The following is a 17781-nucleotide window of genomic DNA, read 5'->3' as shown; positions in this document are numbered from 1 at the left end:
GATGCGGGGTTATGTCGCCGGATGACACAACCCCGCAGCTCGAACACATATCAAATACTCAGGCTTTCAGGTAACTCAACACAGCGTCACAAATCATCTGCTTGTGGCGCTGTTTAACAGCGGCATCTTCTGCCAGATCAATCTGAAAGATCTCGCTGAAGGTATGGCGGTTCGAGACACGATAAAAGCAGAACGAACTCATCAGCAGGTGCAAATCTATCGCCTGTACACCCTTGCGAAAATCCCCACTGGCTTCACCCCGGCGCAGCGTGTCATCGAGCATGTCCAGCACATTACTGCTCAATGAGCGTATCGTCGGCGACTGCTTAACGTACTCGCCACGATGAATGTTTTCGATGCTGACAATGCGCACGAAGTCTACATTGCGATCATGGTGATCGAAGGTGAACTCGACCAGTCGCGCAATAGCTTCAGGGGCCGGCAGTTCTGCCAGATGAAGCTGCGCTTCGGTGCGACGAATGTCGCCATACAGCTTCTCCAGTACCTCGACATATAACTGCTCCTTGCTTGAGAAGTAATAGTAGATCATGCGTTTCGAGGTATGCGTGCGCTCCGCAATGGCATCGACCCGAGCGCCCGACAGCCCCTGATTGACGAATTCATGAACCGCCGCCAGAAGAATATCCTCACGGGTTTTCTCAGGGTTGTTCTTGCGGCTTTTTCGCGGAGTTTCGGCCAATGGCTCGGTAATATCGATACTTGTGGTCATGTAGAGCTCGTGCCTGTTTCTTGTTATGCGATTATGAGCTGGCTGACCTGCAGATAAAAGTGCCAGCCTGGTTGATCAGACGGGCACTTTTAACACATTGCAGCAGTTACAGGTTTACCTGACGCGGCGCCCCACCACTGCGCGCCTTGGCCATAGCCGCCAGCCGCACTGCAACGTTGGCCGCGCCGTATCCGACATAGTCGTTCTTGCGCTGGATGATTTCGAAGAAAAAGCGTCCATCGAAAGGCTCGGTGTACACGTGAAACAACTCACCACCCTGTGCATCACGGTCATAAAGAACATTGTAGTAAGCCAGTTCGCTGAGAAACTCGTCGTCGAAATCGAAGCGTGCGGCGAGGTCATCGTAGTAATTAAGCGGGATTTCCAACAACGGCACCCCCGCCTCTTTGGCGCGGCTGACTTCGGCGAAAATGTCGGTGCATGAAAAAGCGATGTGGTGAACACCCGAACCACGGTAGCTAGACAGCGCATGTGAAATGGCCGTATTACGATTTTCCGAGACGTTCAACGGCAGGCGCACAGTACTGCAACGGCTGCGAATCGCACGGCTTTTAACCAGGCCATAAGGATCTGGCAACACGACTTCGTCGTCCGCCTGAAAGTCCAGCACACCTTTATAGAACAGCACCCAGCTGTCGAGGCTGTCGGCTGGCAGTGCCATGGCCATATGATCGATACGTTCAAGACCGCCTACAGCCAGCGCATCCGGATCCAACTTGAAGTCGGAGTCATAAATGGTGCTGCCAGGCTCACCCGGCTCAACCAGATAGATCAGGCTGCCATCCGGTGCGCGAACAGCCGAAAGCTCACGTTCATTGGGCCCAGCAAGACCGCGATACGGCTGAGCCTTGTAAGCGCGTGCACGCTCCAGCGCAGTGTCGGCATCCTTCACCCGCAAGGCAGTCGCACAGAGCGATGGCCCGTGTGCTTCAAAGAAACTGTGTGCGAACGAATACGGTTCGGCGTTAAGCACAATTTTTATATCGCCCTGAGTTAGCAAACTAACCGCCTTTGAGCGATGCTCTCCGGTTCGGGCAAACCCCATACGTTCAAGCCAGCCCGCCAGTTTTGCGCCCTGCGCTTCATTGACGGCAAACTCGAGGAACTCGACGCCGTCATAGCGGCTGGCAGGTGTCGGCGCGAACAGCAACGCCGGATCCGCCGGCATTGCATTCTCTTTTTGCAGCAGCTTACGGGTGTTTTCTTCGAGGTAGAGCAGCGAGCGCAGACCATCTGCAGCATTGGCGCGTGGCGGCGCAGCGCGGAAACCGTCGTTGAAGATCTCGAGCGACAACGGACCGGCGTAACCGGTTTTAAGAATCGGTGCGAGGAAACCCGCAAGGTCAAATTCCCCCTGGCCTGGAAAGCAGCGGAAATGACGGCTCCACTCGAGGACATCCATCGTCAGAATGGGCGCATCGGCCATCTGCACAAAGAAGATCTTGTCACCCGGAATCTGCGCGATACCGCTGGGATCACCCTTGATCGACAAGGTATGAAAACTGTCGAGCAATACGCCCAACGCTGGATGGTTTGCCTGGCGAACAATACTCCAGACCTGTTGCCAAGTATTTACATGACGCCCCCAGGCCAGCGCCTCATAGCCGATTCGCAGATTACGCGCCCCGGCCCGTTCTGCCATCTGACGCAGGTCGTCGATCAGAATCTCTTCATCGCCAAGCGAGTCGGCAGCAACGTTGCTGCACACCAACACCAGATCAGTGCCGAGTTCCTGCATCAGATCGAATTTACGCTCGGCACGGTCGAGGTTCTTGCTCAGGCGATCACGGCGACAGCCTTCAAAGTCGCGAAAGGGCTGAAACAAGGTAATTGCGATGCCCAGATCAGCGCAGAGTTTTCGCACATCGCGAGGGCTGCCGTCGTAGTAGAGAAGATCGTTCTCGAAGATTTCGACACCATCAAAGCCGGCTGCGGCGATGGCTTCGAGCTTTTCCGGCAGAGTACCGCTCAACGAAACGGTGGCAATAGAACGCTGCATGCTGCAACTCCTTGTGGGAGGCGATTCGACATGTACGCATGGGCAAAAACCACACTGTTTATCGACCGCCCGAACGGAGACTAATTAGAGTTTTGATTATTAGCCGATGTGTAGGTCACAGCAATTTAAAACGTACCATCCAGTTAGTTTTATGTTCGATTATCGATCAATTCGGCCTTAATCGAATTGACCTGTTCAGCGATTGTGCGCAACATCTTCTCCATGTTGCATCCAGCATCGCTGCCAAGACTGCCCTGTAATGCGGCTTCGATGACTTTACCCAGTGACATGTTGCTAACAATTTCAAGAAACAGGTAACCGCTATGACCCCCATTACTGCTCTGCTTTCCTATCCGTTTGTGTGTGGCGCCCTGCCCGCGCCGGCTGTTGTTCAGCATCTGACTGAACTTGCAATCGCCTAACACAAACCCGGCGTGCACAGATAAAGCCCGCTCAACCTGCCAGCATTCCAACGTCCGGTTACCAACATTCGGTGTACTGCGTCGTTCTGTCTGTGCGGTCTTTATGTGCACTTGCTGACTGACTGCTGCCCTTGCGCAGTCCCGAACGGATGGCCCCACCATGATCCAGTCTCAAAGCAAATCACATCCGCTTGCCAGCTTGGCAAGCCCAGCCAGCCAAAGCGGCATCGGCAGTAAAATGCGCAACGCGCTGGCAGTCGGCAAAACCCGCTGGGGCATGCTCGCGCTGGTATTTTTAGCCACTACGCTGAACTACATCGACCGCGCTGCGCTGGGCATCATGCAGCCAGTGCTCGCCAAGGAAATGAGTTGGACGGCGATGGATTACGCCAACATCAACTTCTGGTTTCAGGTCGGTTATGCCATCGGTTTTCTGCTGCAAGGCCGGTTGATCGACAAGATAGGCGTCAAACGTGCGTTCTTCTTTGCAGTCCTGCTGTGGAGCCTGGCTACCGGGGCACATGGGCTGGCCACCTCAGCGGCAGGTTTCATGGTGTGCCGGTTTATTCTGGGCCTCACCGAAGCGGCCAACTACCCGGCATGCGTCAAGACCACTCGCACCTGGTTCCCGGCGAGCGAACGGGCAATGGCCACTGGTTTCTTCAATGCAGGGACTAACGTCGGCGCGATGCTTACCCCGGCGTTGTTACCTCTGATTCTGAGTGTTTGGGGCTGGCAGGCAGCCTTCATGTGCATGAGCGGTCTGGGTTTGTTCTGGGCGGTGCTCTGGGCGATCAAATACTACAACCCGGAAGATCATCCGAATGTTAAGCAGTCGGAACTGGATTACATCAATCAGGACGTGGAACCAGAACCGACCAAGGTGCCGTTCTCGGAGATCCTGCGCATGCGTGGAACCTGGGCGTTTGCGATTGCTTTCTCGCTCACCGCGCCGGTGTTTTGGTTCTACCTCTACTGGCTGCCACCTTTCCTTAATCAGCAATACAACCTGGGCATCAGTGTCAGTGAGTTGGGCCTTCCGTTGATGGCGATCTGGCTGACTGCAGACTTCGGCAGTATTGGCGGCGGGATTCTTTCTTCCTGGCTGATCGGTCGTGGCATGCGCGCAACCACCGCGCGGCTGGTGTCGATGCTGATATTCGCCTGCACCATTATCGGGGTGATTTTCGCGGCACACGCAAGCAGCTTGTGGATCGCAGTCCTGGCTATTTCGCTGGCGGTAGGCGCACATCAGGCCTGGACATCGAATATCTGGAGCCTGGTGATGGATTACACCCCCAAGCACATGATGAGCACAGTGTTTGGCTTTGGCGGCATGTGCGCGGCCATTGGCGGGATGTTCATGACGCAGGTGGTTGGTGCAATCCTCACAGCGACCGACAATAACTATTCGGTGCTATTCACCATCATCCCAACCATGTACTTCATTGCGCTGGTCTGGCTGTATTTCATGGCACCGCGAAAGCTGCCCGAATCTAACTGATGCATTGCAAGCAAAGGCCCCGATGAGGGGCTTTTGCTTATCTGCCCCGCCATCGCCGGATTAATCCAAGCCAGTTAGATCGCCCTGTCACAAGCCCCGCTGCGGATTCCAACCTCCACGCAACCATCACACACTCCGCACCGTCCACAAACCAACAAACCAACAAACCAACAAACCAACGGAGGATGGATAGCGGCGCGAAGCAACGCAATCCGTCATAGCAATTTCACGGCATCGAAGAGTTAAGCCGTCCAGTCAAACATCTGTGTCACAAGCCTCGCCGCAGATACAAGCCGTCGCCACCCAACCTACACAAAGCTCCCTAATCCCCCCAAATACGCGTCCGCCGATCACTGCCTGGCCAATACCGCTTTCGCAGCACGCAACGCCATTTCGGCGCGCTGCAACGCAGTAACGCCTTGCTTCAGCAACTGCTGGGTCGGTACTTCCAGGCTGAGTGGAATCGCACTTGGCAATGCGCGCAATAAGCCTTGCAAATCGCAATCTCCTTCCCCGGGAAAACGTCGCTCGCTGCGCGCCTGACGGAGTATTTCCTGCATGTCTGCAGGTCGCGGTCCGGCCACATCACAGAGTTGCGCATAGCGCAGACGCGCGGGCGCCACCTGCGCCAGTTGTTTGAGGCTTGAGGTCGAGCGATCAAAGTGGAATGCATCGACCAACACGCAACCATTACTGCGCCCCGCCGATTCGACAATCCGCAGCGCCTGATCCAGATTGCGCACATCGGTCCATGGCATAAATTCGAGATGCGGATGGATGCCCAATGGTTTGGCCAGATCGCAAAGCTGAGCAAATTTGTCGGTCAGCCTTACTTCATCGGGGTCATTACCGGCCACCAGCAACTCTGTGGCTTCAAATTCGGCACAAACCTCAAGCAGCGTGCGCAGATCTTCAACCTGAGTCTGCGGCTGCAAGCGCACTATTTCGGCGTCGAGCACACGCACGCCACAATCGCGAAGTCGCGCTTGTGTCTGACGCCGCAGCCCGGCATCGGTCATCAGTGCAAAGTGATGCTCTTCAACTGTTGCAGGCAGTAAACGCAGACCGACATGGCTATAACCGGCGCGAGCCGCTACCTCAACCATATCGACGGGCGACAGTTCGAGCACAGTAAGCGCGGCCAGAGAAAACAATTGTTCAGTCATGAAAGGGTTCCAGCAGTGGGTCGGTGAAGGCCCGCAGTCATATTTTTGCAGGCGCACAGGCCTGCCCGGTTTCGGCGGCAATGCGGATTGCCTCAATCAAAGCCAAGGTACGGCCTGCATCGGCAGCACTGACGATAGGCTCGGCCTGGCCACGAACAACCTCTATGAAATGCTGTAACTGACGTGTCAGAGCCTCGGCGGCGGTGAACGCTTGAACATCACTGAGAAGTGGCTGATGCCAACCCGCATCGGCCTGCTCGAAGTACCAGTGTTTGAGTTGCGGCAGGCTCAATGCGCCACGTGTTCCGGCGAGCATATAGCAAGGCTGGTCTACCTGACTTGGATACACAGGGTTCTCGCCGGAGCACAATTCCCAGCTCCAGGGAGCGGCTACTGCATCGGAACCTGTCAGGCTGCCCAGCGCCCCACTGGCGAACTGCAACAACACAGCGACGCTGTCTTCATTGGCAAAACCACGGACTTCATTGCGCGTAATGGCCTGAACGGATTCAACCTCGCCACACAGATAACGCAGCAGGTCGAGGTCATGAATCAGGTTGGTCAACAGCATCCCCGCGCCCGGTTCACGGCGCCATGGAATATCGAAATAACTGTCGGGTTTACGCACTTGCCACAAGGAAGTCACGTTGGTCAGCCGGCCCAATATGCCGCTTGCCAACAGCTCACGAGCTTTGGAAATCAGCGGATTATGCCGTCGATGATGGCCCACCAACACTGCAACCCCGCGGGCCTCAGACGCCCTGACCAGTTCACGCACTTCATCAAGGTGCACACCCACCGGTTTTTCCAGCAACACCGCAACGCCCGCCGCTACACAGTCAAGCGCTGTCTGAACATGCTGGGTATTGGGATTGGCGATGATCACAGCGTCTGGTCGGACTTCGTCAAGCATTACCAGGTGATCGGCGAAATAAGGCACCCCACGCGCTGCAGCGAGCATTGCAGCTGGCGGCGCCGGATCGGCGATTGCGCAGAGGCGCGTCTCACTCAAGCCATCCAGATGCTCAAGGTGTTGCTGGCCCATGACCCCAGCACCGATCAAGGCGATATGCAGTGGCGTTGGCAAAGTTGAGTCCTCTTGTCTGATTCGAACGGGTCTGATTGAAGTAGATTTTCTGCTCTCTTTTAATATTTAGAACCTAGTTCTATTTTTAAATCAAGAGGGCAAAGCAATCCACCAATCATCCAGTAGTGAAAGGACGAGAAAACACTGAAGATTGATAGGCCGCGAATGCGGCCGCAGGATCAGACGAACAATTCGGAGGCCGGACTCGCTTGCGCCAACTCCCCGGCAGCACTGAGTAACACTGGCGCCAGTGCGTGTATGCGCGCTTCATTCAAGCGTGCGCTTGGCCCAGCGATACTTAACACACCAATGATGCGGCCGCCGTCAGGGCTCTGCACTGCTGCCGCCATTGCCGAAGTACCGACTGCCGAGCTTTGTTCAACCCAGGCATAACCAAGCTTGCGAGCAAGCGTTAAACGCGCGAGCAAATCGGCCGTATTGCGCGGTGCATTGGGGCCCAACTCTTGCGGAGCAATGACCGCGCCCTGACGCTCGACCAACGTAATGGCGGCAGAGTCTTCCATGCTCGCCAACCAGGCATGCCCGGATGCGGTATAGAACAAGGGGGCATCGCGCCCCATGTCGGGGTCATAGCGCAGGCCGCCCTTGGCACCTTGCGCCTTGGCAATCCAGGTCAGGTTGTCTCCATCAATAACGCCCAGTCGCACTAGCTCGCCACACTCCTCGGCCAGACGATCGAGAATCGACTGCACGATATCCGCTCCCGCATTGGACAAATAGCGAAAACCCAACGCAACCAGCTTGGTCGACAGTTGATAGCGGCTGTTATCCGGATTCTGGCGCACGTAACCCAAGCGGATGAGCTCAGCGAGCATGCGGTGGGTGGCGCTTTTGGGAATCTGCAAGTCGTCCGCAAGGCTCTGCATCTGCAAGCCTTGCGGCTCGCCAGTGAGGCTTTCGAGAAGCCCGAGTGCGCGTTCTATCTGACTGCCGGCCATAGTGCTGAATCCACATTGAGTTTGGCGTGGATTCTAACGGGATACTTATGCACGGGGAAACTTAGCGCAGCGTTTAAGCAGAAGTCGCAACAATGAGAATGTACGAACTGGTTAATTACTGTTCGTTAACCGAACAGTACAGCGTACACCGCATTGCGCGAGGTATTGGCCGAACACACAATCAAGCACAGGGAATCACGGCTCAGTCCACTCAAAGACAACACAGCCGCCCACAATAAATATAAAAAGGTTATCAAAATGCCTCAGCCAATGACTCATCTAGCGACCCCTTCAGCCCACTGCTCTGCAATCACATACTTGCCAGATATGCGATGTCACATGAGGCATACCTGCGCGCCAGCCTAGGCCACACAGCCCCCCATTCATTCGTAAAAAACCAAAGCCTGTTGTCGTCCGCATGAAGCGGAGGGCCTTGCTCGTACCCAACAAAAACAAGTAACGGGAGTAAATCCGCATGAAGCACTATCCACGTATCAGCGCACTGGCCCTCGCCTGCTCGACTGCCACCGTGATACCAACCGCCGTGCATGCAGCAGGTTTCGTAGATGACGCCAAAGTCACACTCAATTCGCGTAACTACTACATCAATCGTAATTTCGTAGACTCCAACGCCTCGCAGAATTACGCCGAGGAATGGACCCAGAGCTTTATTCTTGACGCTAAATCCGGCTTCACTGAGGGCACTGTCGGTTTTGGTCTCGACACACTGGGCATGCTTGCAGTGAAACTCGATGGCGGCCGCGGAACGGCTGGCACAGCATTGCTGCCAGTGCACGATGATGGCCGCCCTGCCGATGAGTTTGGTCGCTTGGCTGTTGCTGCCAAGGCCAGAATATCGAGCACCGAGTTGAAAGTTGGTGAATGGATGCCGGTCTTGCCGATTCTGCGTGCAGATGATGGCCGCTCTCTGCCGCAAACCTTTCAGGGTGGCCAGCTGACGTCGCAAGAGATCAGCGGCCTGACACTCTATGGCGGCCAGTTCCGCAAGAACAGCCCGCGCAACGATGCCAGCATGGAAGACATGTCCATGAACGGCAAAGGTGCATTCACTTCCGACCGTTTCAACTTTGCCGGTGGCGAATTCACCTTCAACGATAAGCGCACTGTAGTCGGCGTTTGGTACAACGAACTCGAAGATATTTATCAGCAGCAATTCTTCAATCTGGTTCACAACCAACCTATTGGCAACTGGGTGCTCGGGGCCAATCTTGGATACTTTACCGGCAAGGAAAACGGCAACGCACTGGCAGGTAACCTCGACAACGACACGGCCTACGGGCTGTTCTCAGCCAAAACCGGCAGCCATGGATTCTATGTAGGCCTGCAGCAACTCAACGGGGACAGCGCGTGGATGCGGGTTAACGGCACCAGCGGCGGTACCCTTGCCAACGACAGCTTCAACAACAGCTACGACAATGCTGAAGAGCGTTCGTGGCAGGTTCGCTATGACTTCAACTTCGCAGGCGTTGGCATCCCAGGCCTGACCCTGATGAACCGCTACATCAGCGGTGATCATGTAAAAGTTGGCAGCATCGATAACGGCAAGGAATGGGGCCGTGAATCCGAACTGGCCTACACGGTTCAAAGCGGCTCGTTCAAGTCACTAAACGTCAAATGGCGTAACTCCAGCCTGCGCCAGGACTTTGCCAGCCGTGACATGGATGAAAACCGCATCATCATCAACTACCCGTTGAACCTGCTGTAACGCAACCCAACGGCTGCCTCGGCAGCGGCCGTAAACACCGCACGCTCCTTTGGCCCATCCACGTGATGGGCCTTTTTGCACATGACTGGCCGAGTCCAAGCCCACGTTAGCCGCCTGTACATCCACTAATGACTCACAAGGAATGCCTTGCCTGAGCAATTGCTGCTTGGCGGTTGATATCAAGCAAAATACAATATGGAACCAAGTTCCATTTTATAAACAAACATCTTTCGAGGGTTACTGCCATGTCTGACACCCAGCAATCACAACCTCAAACGGACGCACAATTGCAGTGCGACTTGCTGGTTATCGGCTCTGGGGCCGCCGGTTTGTCTGCAGCGGTGACCGCAGCCTGGCATGGATTAAAAGTGATAGTCGCCGAGAAGGATGACGTGCTTGGCGGCGCTACCGCCTGGTCCGGTGGCTGGATGTGGCTGCCGCGCAACCCACTGGCGCGACGTGCAGGAATTGATGAAGCAATAGAGCAACCGCGCACTTATCTGCAGAACGAACTGGGTAATCAATTCAATGCCGAACGGGTAGATGCCTTCCTTGGAGCCTGCCCTTCTATGGTCAGGTTTTTCGAGCAGCACACGGCACTGCAATTTGTCGACGGCAATGCAATTCCCGACATGCATGGCAATACGCCGGGCGCTGCTACAGGCGGCCATCAGGTGATTGCTGCACCTTACAACGGCGCAGAAATCATCGACTTGCTGCCACGGTTGCGCAAGACCATGGCCGAGACCTCATTCATGGGCATGCCGATAATGGCGGGCGCGGATCTGGCCGCGTTCATGTCGATGACGCGCTCACCCAAAGCCCTGCTACATGTCAGTAAACGCTTTCTCACCCACCTCTATCACCTGGCGCGTTTTGGCAGAACCTTGCATCTGGTCAACGGTGTTGCGTTGATCGGCCGATTGGCGAAATCCGCTACCGACCTTGGCGTGCAGTTAATAGAATCCGCCCCTGCCGTACAGTTGCTGCATGAACCGTCAGGTGTACGTGGCGCCGTGCTCGCGGGTAAGAATGGTCAACAGATCGTCAGCGCCCGCGCCGTCCTGCTGGCCGCTGGCGGCTTCCCCAACGATCCGGTCAGACGTGCACAGCTGTTCCCGCGCGCAGACCATGAGCATCTGGCGCTTCCACCCAAGTCTTGCAGTGGCGATGGCCTGCGCCTTGGCGAAGCTGTTGGTGGGCAAGTCAGCACCCAGTTGCAATCCCCTGTGGCGTGGGCGCCTGTCTCTAAAGTGCCCTATCGCGACGGCAGTTTTGGCCATTTCCCGCACATTATCGAACGCGGCAAACCGGGCATTATCGGTGTATTGCAAAACGGCAGACGCTTCGTCAATGAAGCGCATGGTTACTACGACTATGTATCAGCAATGATCGAACAAGTTCCGGCTGATCAAGAGGTCTGTTCGTGGCTGATCTGCGACCACAGATTTCAGCGCCGCTATGGGCTGGGCTTCGCCCGACCTTCGCCGTTGCCGGTCGGGCCGCATGTACGTAATGGCTATCTCAAGCGCGGTTCCACACTCGAACAACTGGCTGCGCAATGCGGCATTGATGCCCACAATCTGACGCAGACGGTTGCGCAGTTCAATCAGCATGCGCGCAACGGTGAGGACCCTGAGTTTGGTCGCGGCTCCACTCCGTTCAATCGCAAGAATGGCGACCCGTTGCACAACGGCACAAACCCTTGCGTTGCGCCGATAGAGCACGGGCCTTTTTACGCCGTCAAGGTACAGCCCGGGTGCTTTGGCACCTTTGCCGGCCTGAAAACCGACGGCAGCGCCCGTGTGCTCGATGCCAACGGTGATGCGATTAACGGGTTGTATGCAGCCGGCTCAGACATGTCCAGTGTCATGGGTGGGTTCTATCCCTCCGGCGGCATCAACCTTGGCCCGGCGATGACATTCGGCTACATCGCGGCTTGTCATCTAGCAGGCGTATCACCGAGCAATGAGCTTAAGTAGTTCCATGGAAACGGAGGTTTCACATGCAAAAAATCATCACCCGTCACGGACTTAAATTACCGAAAATCGGCCTCGGAACATGGCCGATGCTCGGGGATGAATGCACCCGCGCCGTCACACAGGCACTTGAGCTGGGCTATCGGCATATTGATACGGCCAGCGGTTATCACAACGAGGCCGCTGTGGGTGCCGCGCTAAGCAGTACTTCAGTACCCCGCGAGCAGATACATGTAACCAGCAAGGTCTGGTGGGACAAACTGACACCCGCTGCCATGCGCCAATAGATGGATGACAGCCTAAAGGCACTCAACAGCGATTATCTTGATCTGTTCCTGATTCACTGGCCGGGCGGGAAAGACTGGAGCCTCGAACACAGCATCGAGGCACTGGTCGAGTTGCAACAACAGGGCAAAGCCAGGGCCATTGGCGTGGCTAACTTCACCCTGCCCCTTCTGCATCAGGCAGTTGTAGAACTGGGCGCGCCGCTGGCGGCCTTGCAGGTTGAATACCACGTGATGCTCAACCAACAACCACTGCTGCAATTCGCCCGCAAACACGATATGGCGCTAACAGCATATACGCCACTGGCACGCGGGCAGGCTGGCGAGTCGCCAATCATTCAGGCGATTGCCCGTAAGCATGGGGTTTTACCCAGCCAGGTTGCGTTGCAATGGTTGCTTGAGCAGGACGGCGTCGCGGCTATTCCGAAAGCGACCGGCCGGCAAAATCAACAAGCCAACCTTGAGTCGCTGAAAGTAAAACTGGATGAAGAGGATCGCGCCAGCATCGCCACGCTGCGCAAAGACTTGCGCGTTGTCAGTCCCAATTTCGCCCCGCAATGGGATGTGTGCTAAACAGCCGTCTTTGTCGCAGACATGAAAAAGCCGGGGCTTGATGCCCGGCTTTTTCATGTCTCAGATAACCAACTTATGGTTCGATTTTTAACACTCTATTCATCCAGCAACCCCACCAAAAGCACCGCCCCTTACGTAACTATTGGTGAGCGGTCTGCGGTTATACCGACACCGCTGCGCTGCGCTTGAACAGTCGCTTGAAACCGGGAACACGACTCAACAGCAAGAGCAGCAATACGCTGCACAGAATCAACGACAACGGATTACCGACCAACTCGTACATCAGCGCCGCCGGGCTGTCGCCCACCGCAGACATTGCCTGACGATACGACGTGTCCATCAGCGGGCCGAGAATCACCCCGAGTATCACCGGGCCCATCTGGAACCCGAATATCTTCAGCAAGTAGCCGAAGAAGCCGAAACCCAACATCCAGGTGACATCGCTCATGTTGCTATTGATCGAGTAAGTACCGACCACACAGAGCACCAGAATCACCGGCACCAGTATCGCTTTGGGCAGCTCAACGACCTTGGCGAATAGCTTGATGCCCATCAGTCCGAACACCAGCAGGAAGATGTTCGCCAGCGCCAGATTGCCCACGGTAAACCAGAAGATGTGCGGGTTTTCGACCATCATCAGAGGGCCCGGATTGATACCGTGAATCACCAGCGCCCCGAGGATTACCGCAGTAACCGCATCGCCCGGCATGCCGAGGGTCAGCATCGGCATATAAGCCCCGCCTACCGCTGCACTATTGGCAGTTTCCGGGGCAACCAGGCCTTCATAAGCGCCCTCACCAAATGGCCGCGATGGATTCTTGACCGTGCGTTTGGCGTGGTCATAGGCGAACAGTGCGGCGATATCACCACCCGCGCCAGGCAATGCGCCGACCAGTACACCGATCAATGAGGTGCGTACCGACAACGGCAGAAACTTCAGCACCAGACGCAGTGGCGGCACGATCTTACTGACATCCTGGCGCACCGGTACTTGCTTGAGGTTGTGCAGTTGATACAAGGCCTCGGACACCCCGAACAGGCCGATCATCACCGCCACGTAATTGATCCCGCCCATGAGTTGCATATTGCCCATGGTGAAGCGACCCTGAGCGGTCACCGGGTCCATGCCGACCATGCTAATTAACACACCCAATGCAGCAGCAAAGACACCTTTGGCCAGCGAATCAGTGGCCAGACTCCCGACCAGCAACAGGCCCAAAACGGCAATCAGAAAGTAATCCCTTGGGGCGAACTTCAAGGCAAAGTCAGCCAGATAAGGCGCAACGAGCGCCAGCACCAACACACTGATCAAGCCACCGATGACTGACATCACTGTGCTCAGGCCAATCGCCCGCCCTGCTTCGCCGCGTTTGGCCAGCGGATAGCCATCGAACGAGGTCGCGACTGATGCGGGTGTGCCGGGCATATTGAGCAATATCGATGCTCGCGAGCCACCATACACCCCGCCGACAAATATCCCGACGATCAAGGCCAACGCATCATTGACCTCCCACGAGAATGTGAATGAAACCAGCAGCGACACGGCCATGGTCACAGAAAGCCCTGGCATGGCACCGATGTAGATTCCGGCGAATGTGCCCAACGCGGTGAGCATGAGCAACTGGGGATCAACCCAGGCCATGCTCAGGAAAGCAAACATATCAGTCATTTCAGCAGTCTCGACTCAGGGCAGGTAGACACGGAAAACCAGAGAAAACAGCGCGTAGATAAACAGCAGCGAACCGCCGGCAATCAACAGCGCGTAAAGCACCCTGCCGCGCATCAGGTAAATCATGCTGCACGCGAGGAAAATCAGTGTGCAGGGATAAAAGCCCAGGTATTCCATGCCAATCACGTAAGCAATGCACAAGGCCGAGAAAACCAGCACCTCACCGGGTAAGTGACGTTCGCGAAATACCCGCAATTGATCGAGCAGACCGCTCAACTGCGGTGGCTGACGGCGGTAAGAGCCAATCAGGATCACCAGCGCCGAAATACCCAGCGCGAGGCCCGCGCCAATAGGCATCGAACCCGCAGAGTTGAGTGACTCGACACCACTGATGTTGACCGCCTGATAAATCACGGCGCCACTAAAGATAAGCAGCAGCCAGTAAAAAAACCGTTCCAGCGGTTGCAGCGGATTGTTTGATGCAGCTTTCATAACAAGACCTCCTGAACCGGGCAGGCAAACAGGCCCGTCCGGTTCACCCAGCTTAGGAACGATCAGGGCTTGGGAATGCCCAGCGACTCGGGAGAAACCTTCACTGCACCGGCCGTATACATCGACCAGGTGGTCACTGACTGCCAGCGGTCTAGATAGGCCTTGGCTTCAGCGCCACTGAGGTTCAGCGGCGTAGCACCAAAGTTCTTGATGAAGGTTTGCGCCTCTGGGGTGGCCAGGGTCTTGGTAAATGCGGCTGTGAGCGTCTGCTTGATTGGCTCTGGCGTGCCTTTGCGTACCCAAACGCCCCAGAACGGACCCCATGGCAGGTAGGAAGCGATTTCCGGCAGCGCTTTGGTAATCGGCGGAACACCTGGCAGGCTTGGTAATTCTTCAGCACCAAATACTGCCAGACCTTTGAGCTTTCCAGCCGCAATTTGCTCACGCGCAGCCGCCATACTCAGCGGCATGAAATCGATGTGCTTGCCAAGCAATGCAGCAACACCTGGGCCATCACCGGCGAAGGTCACTTCACGCACATCCAACGGTTGAATCGAGCTGATCATGGCGTGCACGCTGCCCGGCAAGCCGCCAGGACCCGTGCTGCCCATGCGCAGCGTACCCGGATTCGCCTTGGCTTCTGCCAATAGCTCTTCCATGCTGTTAAACGGGCTGTCTGGCGAGGTGGCGATAACAGCCATGTTCTGACCGATCAAGCTGATCAGATCAAGCCCGCTGTAGTCGAAATCGGCAAGCCCCAGCAGCGGATACAACTGCGGATTCTCAGCGCCAATCAGAAGGGTGTAGCCATCGGGACGCTGCTTCATGACGAAGCTGGTACCTATTACACCGGTGCCGCCCGGGCGGTTGGAAATGATCAGGCTTTGACCCAGATCTTTCTCGACCAGCGCCGCCAGGCTTCGCGCAACGTTATCCGTGGCGCCGCCCGGGCTCCATGGCACAACAGCCTGAATATTGCGTTCGGGGTAATCGGCATGAGCTGGCAATGCAGCCAGTAGAGAACTAGAAGACAGCAGGAAGCCTGCGACAAGGCGTTTAAACATGGGTGAACCCTCTGAGCTTTTTATGTTTGTTGTGCTCTGCCCGTCCGACTCCATAGGGTCGTTCGTAGCAATCCGGTTGCAATCTGTTAATTGCGTATTAACCAGTTAGTACAATTTATGACTATGGGATCCCCTCGTCAAATACCTGTTCATGCAGTCGGTCGATTATCGCACGGTTTACAAACGTAAGTGCCCCACTGCAGGCAACAAGCGGCGGCCTCGCTCCCTGCTCACCCTGGTTCAGGCCTCATAGCGTTCAAGGTACTCAACCGCACTCGCCCGCAGGGCATCGCGACACCATTGCGCGGCCAGTGTGTCGGCGGTTGATGGATTGCTGCAGATACCCACGGAGCCGCCGGGCTCTTTGAGGCCCAGATCCAACAGCACCAGTTGCCCGCGCGCCAGATCCTCGCGGACGGCATCTTGAGGTGCAACCCACACCGCCTCGCTGGACTGCACATAGCGTCGGCTCAGGGCTATAGACAAGGTTTCCAGGCGTTGTTGTGGCAAGCCAATACCACACTGCACATAGAGGCTATCGGCAAAACGGCGAATGGTTGTGCCGGCCAGTGGCAACACCACCGGGTATTCGCCAAGGCGGCTGCGGTCATCCAGATTAACCTGCAATAACGGATGCCCGGGGCTGACCACCAACACCATCGACTCACTGTATAAATGCTCGAATGTCAGCCCGGCAATTTGCGGGCTGTCGGTCATTCGGCCCACCACAAGATCCAGCGCACCCACGCGCAGCTGATCGAGCAAATATGCACTGGGGCCGGTCTCGACGCTGACCACCAACGCCGCGTGTTCCTCGTGCAGCCGCTTAATCACATCTGGCAGCAGCGAACTCTCAACCGTCGACAACACACCAAGTCGTACGGTGCCCGCCTCATGTTCACCGCTGCGCAGGCTGCGTACACCCTCGCGCAGTGCCTGAACACTTGGCCCCGCGTAGCGTTGGAACGCCAGCCCGGCGGATGTGAGTGTCGCGCCCTGCTTGCTGCGCTCGAACAGACGGGTTTCGAGCATGTCTTCAAGCTCTTTGAGGGTCTTCGACACCGCCGGTTGGCTGATCGCAAGCTCGCTGGCAGCGCGCGCCAGACTGCCGCGCCGGGCGACTTCAAGAAAGCACAGCAGGTGGCGGTACTTGATCCGGTTATCAATATTCATTTGAACTCGCTGTCAGCGTTGCAGACGGAACACCTTGGGCGTAACCCCGGTGCTGCGCTTGAAGAATCGGGAAAAGTAAGCCGGCTCGGAAAAGCCCAGACTGTCAGACACCTGATTGACCGTCATTGCGCTATACACCAGGCAACGCTTGGCCTCCAACAGCAGGCGCTGATTGATTATCTGCAGCGCAGATTGACCGGCAAGGCGCCGACACAGGGCATTGAGGTGCGCGGCACTGATGCCCAACTCGCCGGCATAGTGCTCGATTGAACGATGCTCGCGATAGTGCGCCTCTAGCAGTCGATGGAAGCGCTGCAAATGCTCACGACCCCGGTCCGGCAGCAGGTTTTCTGCATGCGTGACGGCCTGCTCACGGCGGGCCACCCACACCAGCAGCGCGCTGATCAGCGACTGCAACATCAAATCGCGGCCCAGCGCCGGCTGGCTGTATTCAGAAGTAATGGTCTCGAATAACGCGTCGAGGTAGTGCTTCTGCCCGCCCACCGGATAGCACGCCGCTCGCGCCAACGGCGTCTGCTCAAGCACGCTGCTGAGCTGATCGACCAGAGGCTGCGCCAGGCTTAATACATGCCCGCAAATGTCCTCGGAAAAGCGAAAGCCGTGCACGCTGAGCGCCGGTACAACTTGTAATGCAGCCTGCTCAACCACCACCAACTGATCCTCGACCAGCAACTCGGCACTCCCCGATTGCACGTAGAGCAACTGCACCAGATCGGCGTGACGGTGCGGTTTGATCTCCCAGTCGTGGGGCTTGCTGCGCTCGGGAATCGACTCGCAATGAATCAGGTCCGGCGTCGGCCATGCCGCCGTTTCACCGTACAGCTTAAACACCGGAACCACGCTGCCCGAGGTTTTTGTCATTTGCGCGGCAACCTACGAAAAGTCCAGAAAATTAAATCAATAGTGCCTTCA

Annotated in this window: 14 protein-coding genes and 1 pseudogene; 4 read left to right on the top strand and 11 right to left on the bottom strand. The window is 56.3% G+C overall.

Annotated features, from left to right (window positions below):
- Positions 1 to 58: 58 nt before the first annotated feature.
- The 3 genes from PMYSY11_RS10515 to PMYSY11_RS10505 all read right to left on the bottom strand — a co-directional run bounded on the left by PMYSY11_RS10515 (position 59) and on the right by PMYSY11_RS10505 (position 3148).
- Entirely contained in the window at positions 59 to 730 is a 672-nt protein-coding gene (locus tag PMYSY11_RS10515) for a TetR/AcrR family transcriptional regulator (RefSeq protein WP_150549139.1), read from the bottom strand.
- Between the two features lie 106 nt (positions 731 to 836).
- Positions 837 to 2750, bottom strand: coding sequence for a 3-dehydroshikimate dehydratase QuiC (gene quiC / locus PMYSY11_RS10510; protein ID WP_150549138.1), 1914 nt, complete (start codon positions 2748 to 2750; stop codon positions 837 to 839).
- A gap of 149 nt (positions 2751 to 2899) precedes the next feature.
- Positions 2900 to 3148: a hypothetical protein gene (locus PMYSY11_RS10505; protein WP_150549137.1), complete on the bottom strand. Its 249-nt coding sequence runs from the start codon at positions 3146 to 3148 to the stop codon at positions 2900 to 2902.
- Positions 3149 to 3332: 184 nt separating this feature from the next.
- Between PMYSY11_RS10505 and PMYSY11_RS10500 the strand changes: the two genes are divergently transcribed.
- Entirely contained in the window at positions 3333 to 4676 is a 1344-nt protein-coding gene (locus PMYSY11_RS10500; RefSeq protein WP_150549136.1) for an MFS transporter, read from the top strand.
- A gap of 350 nt (positions 4677 to 5026) precedes the next feature.
- Here PMYSY11_RS10500 and PMYSY11_RS10495 read toward each other — a convergent pair whose 3' ends face one another.
- The 3 genes from PMYSY11_RS10495 to PMYSY11_RS10485 all read right to left on the bottom strand — a co-directional run bounded on the left by PMYSY11_RS10495 (position 5027) and on the right by PMYSY11_RS10485 (position 7888).
- Complete coding sequence (locus PMYSY11_RS10495) at positions 5027 to 5842, bottom strand: sugar phosphate isomerase/epimerase family protein (RefSeq protein WP_150549135.1); 816 nt, start codon at positions 5840 to 5842, stop codon at positions 5027 to 5029.
- A gap of 37 nt (positions 5843 to 5879) precedes the next feature.
- The gene (locus PMYSY11_RS10490; RefSeq protein WP_150549134.1) at positions 5880 to 6929 is read right to left on the bottom strand and encodes a Gfo/Idh/MocA family protein; all 1050 of its coding nucleotides are present in this window, start codon (positions 6927 to 6929) and stop codon (positions 5880 to 5882) included.
- Between the two features lie 179 nt (positions 6930 to 7108).
- Complete coding sequence (locus tag PMYSY11_RS10485) at positions 7109 to 7888, bottom strand: IclR family transcriptional regulator (RefSeq protein ID WP_150549133.1); 780 nt, start codon at positions 7886 to 7888, stop codon at positions 7109 to 7111.
- Between the two features lie 475 nt (positions 7889 to 8363).
- Here PMYSY11_RS10485 and PMYSY11_RS10480 point away from each other — a divergent pair, with 475 nt between their 5' ends.
- The 3 genes and pseudogenes from PMYSY11_RS10480 (at position 8364) to PMYSY11_RS10470 (ending at position 12450) form a co-directional block, all read left to right on the top strand.
- Positions 8364 to 9614, top strand: a complete 1251-nt coding sequence (locus PMYSY11_RS10480) for an OprD family porin (protein ID WP_150549132.1) — start codon at positions 8364 to 8366, stop codon at positions 9612 to 9614.
- Positions 9615 to 9859: 245 nt separating this feature from the next.
- Positions 9860 to 11596 (top strand): FAD-dependent oxidoreductase, encoded by a 1737-nt coding sequence (locus PMYSY11_RS10475; protein WP_150549131.1) that lies wholly within the window; start codon positions 9860 to 9862, stop codon positions 11594 to 11596.
- Between the two features lie 23 nt (positions 11597 to 11619).
- Positions 11620 to 12450, top strand: a pseudogene (locus PMYSY11_RS10470) (aldo/keto reductase).
- 160 nt (positions 12451 to 12610) lie between these two features.
- Here the strand turns inward: PMYSY11_RS10470 and PMYSY11_RS10465 are convergent.
- The 5 genes from PMYSY11_RS10465 to PMYSY11_RS10445 form a co-directional block, all read right to left on the bottom strand.
- Complete coding sequence (locus PMYSY11_RS10465) at positions 12611 to 14119, bottom strand: tripartite tricarboxylate transporter permease (protein WP_150549130.1); 1509 nt, start codon at positions 14117 to 14119, stop codon at positions 12611 to 12613.
- Between the two features lie 15 nt (positions 14120 to 14134).
- Entirely contained in the window at positions 14135 to 14611 is a 477-nt protein-coding gene (locus PMYSY11_RS10460; RefSeq protein WP_150549129.1) for a tripartite tricarboxylate transporter TctB family protein, read from the bottom strand.
- Positions 14612 to 14673: 62 nt separating this feature from the next.
- Positions 14674 to 15675, bottom strand: coding sequence for a tripartite tricarboxylate transporter substrate binding protein (locus PMYSY11_RS10455; RefSeq protein ID WP_150549128.1), 1002 nt, complete (start codon positions 15673 to 15675; stop codon positions 14674 to 14676).
- Positions 15676 to 15915: 240 nt separating this feature from the next.
- Positions 15916 to 16848, bottom strand: a complete 933-nt coding sequence (gene pcaQ / locus PMYSY11_RS10450) for a pca operon transcription factor PcaQ (RefSeq protein ID WP_150549127.1) — start codon at positions 16846 to 16848, stop codon at positions 15916 to 15918.
- Positions 16849 to 16860: 12 nt separating this feature from the next.
- A complete protein-coding gene (locus tag PMYSY11_RS10445) occupies positions 16861 to 17730 on the bottom strand; it encodes a helix-turn-helix domain-containing protein (protein ID WP_069899763.1) in 870 nt (289 codons plus the stop codon).
- Positions 17731 to 17781: the final 51 nt, after the last annotated feature.

Origin of the sequence: Pseudomonas marincola, from assembly GCF_900682675.2 — a bacterium.
GTDB classification, from domain to species: domain Bacteria; phylum Pseudomonadota; class Gammaproteobacteria; order Pseudomonadales; family Pseudomonadaceae; genus Aquipseudomonas; species Aquipseudomonas marincola.
Note: the sequence above shows the minus strand (reverse complement) of the source record. Positions and strands in the feature narration are given on the sequence as shown.

Bases quoted from the DNA above. Each gene is read 5' to 3' on its own strand.
- PMYSY11_RS10515 (WP_150549139.1), bottom strand. From the start codon at position 730: ATGACCACAAGTATCGATATTACCGAGCCATTGGCCGAAACTCCGCGA.
- quiC (WP_150549138.1), bottom strand. From the start codon at position 2,750: ATGCAGCGTTCTATTGCCACCGTTTCGTTGAGCGGTACTCTGCCGGAA.
- PMYSY11_RS10505 (WP_150549137.1), bottom strand. From the start codon at position 3,148: ATGCTGAACAACAGCCGGCGCGGGCAGGGCGCCACACACAAACGGATA.
- PMYSY11_RS10500 (WP_150549136.1), top strand. From the start codon at position 3,333: ATGATCCAGTCTCAAAGCAAATCACATCCGCTTGCCAGCTTGGCAAGC.
- PMYSY11_RS10495 (WP_150549135.1), bottom strand. From the start codon at position 5,842: ATGACTGAACAATTGTTTTCTCTGGCCGCGCTTACTGTGCTCGAACTG.
- PMYSY11_RS10485 (WP_150549133.1), bottom strand. From the start codon at position 7,888: ATGGCCGGCAGTCAGATAGAACGCGCACTCGGGCTTCTCGAAAGCCTC.
- PMYSY11_RS10480 (WP_150549132.1), top strand. From the start codon at position 8,364: ATGAAGCACTATCCACGTATCAGCGCACTGGCCCTCGCCTGCTCGACT.
- PMYSY11_RS10475 (WP_150549131.1), top strand. From the start codon at position 9,860: ATGTCTGACACCCAGCAATCACAACCTCAAACGGACGCACAATTGCAG.
- PMYSY11_RS10465 (WP_150549130.1), bottom strand. From the start codon at position 14,119: ATGACTGATATGTTTGCTTTCCTGAGCATGGCCTGGGTTGATCCCCAG.
- PMYSY11_RS10460 (WP_150549129.1), bottom strand. From the start codon at position 14,611: ATGAAAGCTGCATCAAACAATCCGCTGCAACCGCTGGAACGGTTTTTT.
- PMYSY11_RS10455 (WP_150549128.1), bottom strand. From the start codon at position 15,675: ATGTTTAAACGCCTTGTCGCAGGCTTCCTGCTGTCTTCTAGTTCTCTA.
- pcaQ (WP_150549127.1), bottom strand. From the start codon at position 16,848: ATGAATATTGATAACCGGATCAAGTACCGCCACCTGCTGTGCTTTCTT.
- PMYSY11_RS10445 (WP_069899763.1), bottom strand. From the start codon at position 17,730: ATGACAAAAACCTCGGGCAGCGTGGTTCCGGTGTTTAAGCTGTACGGT.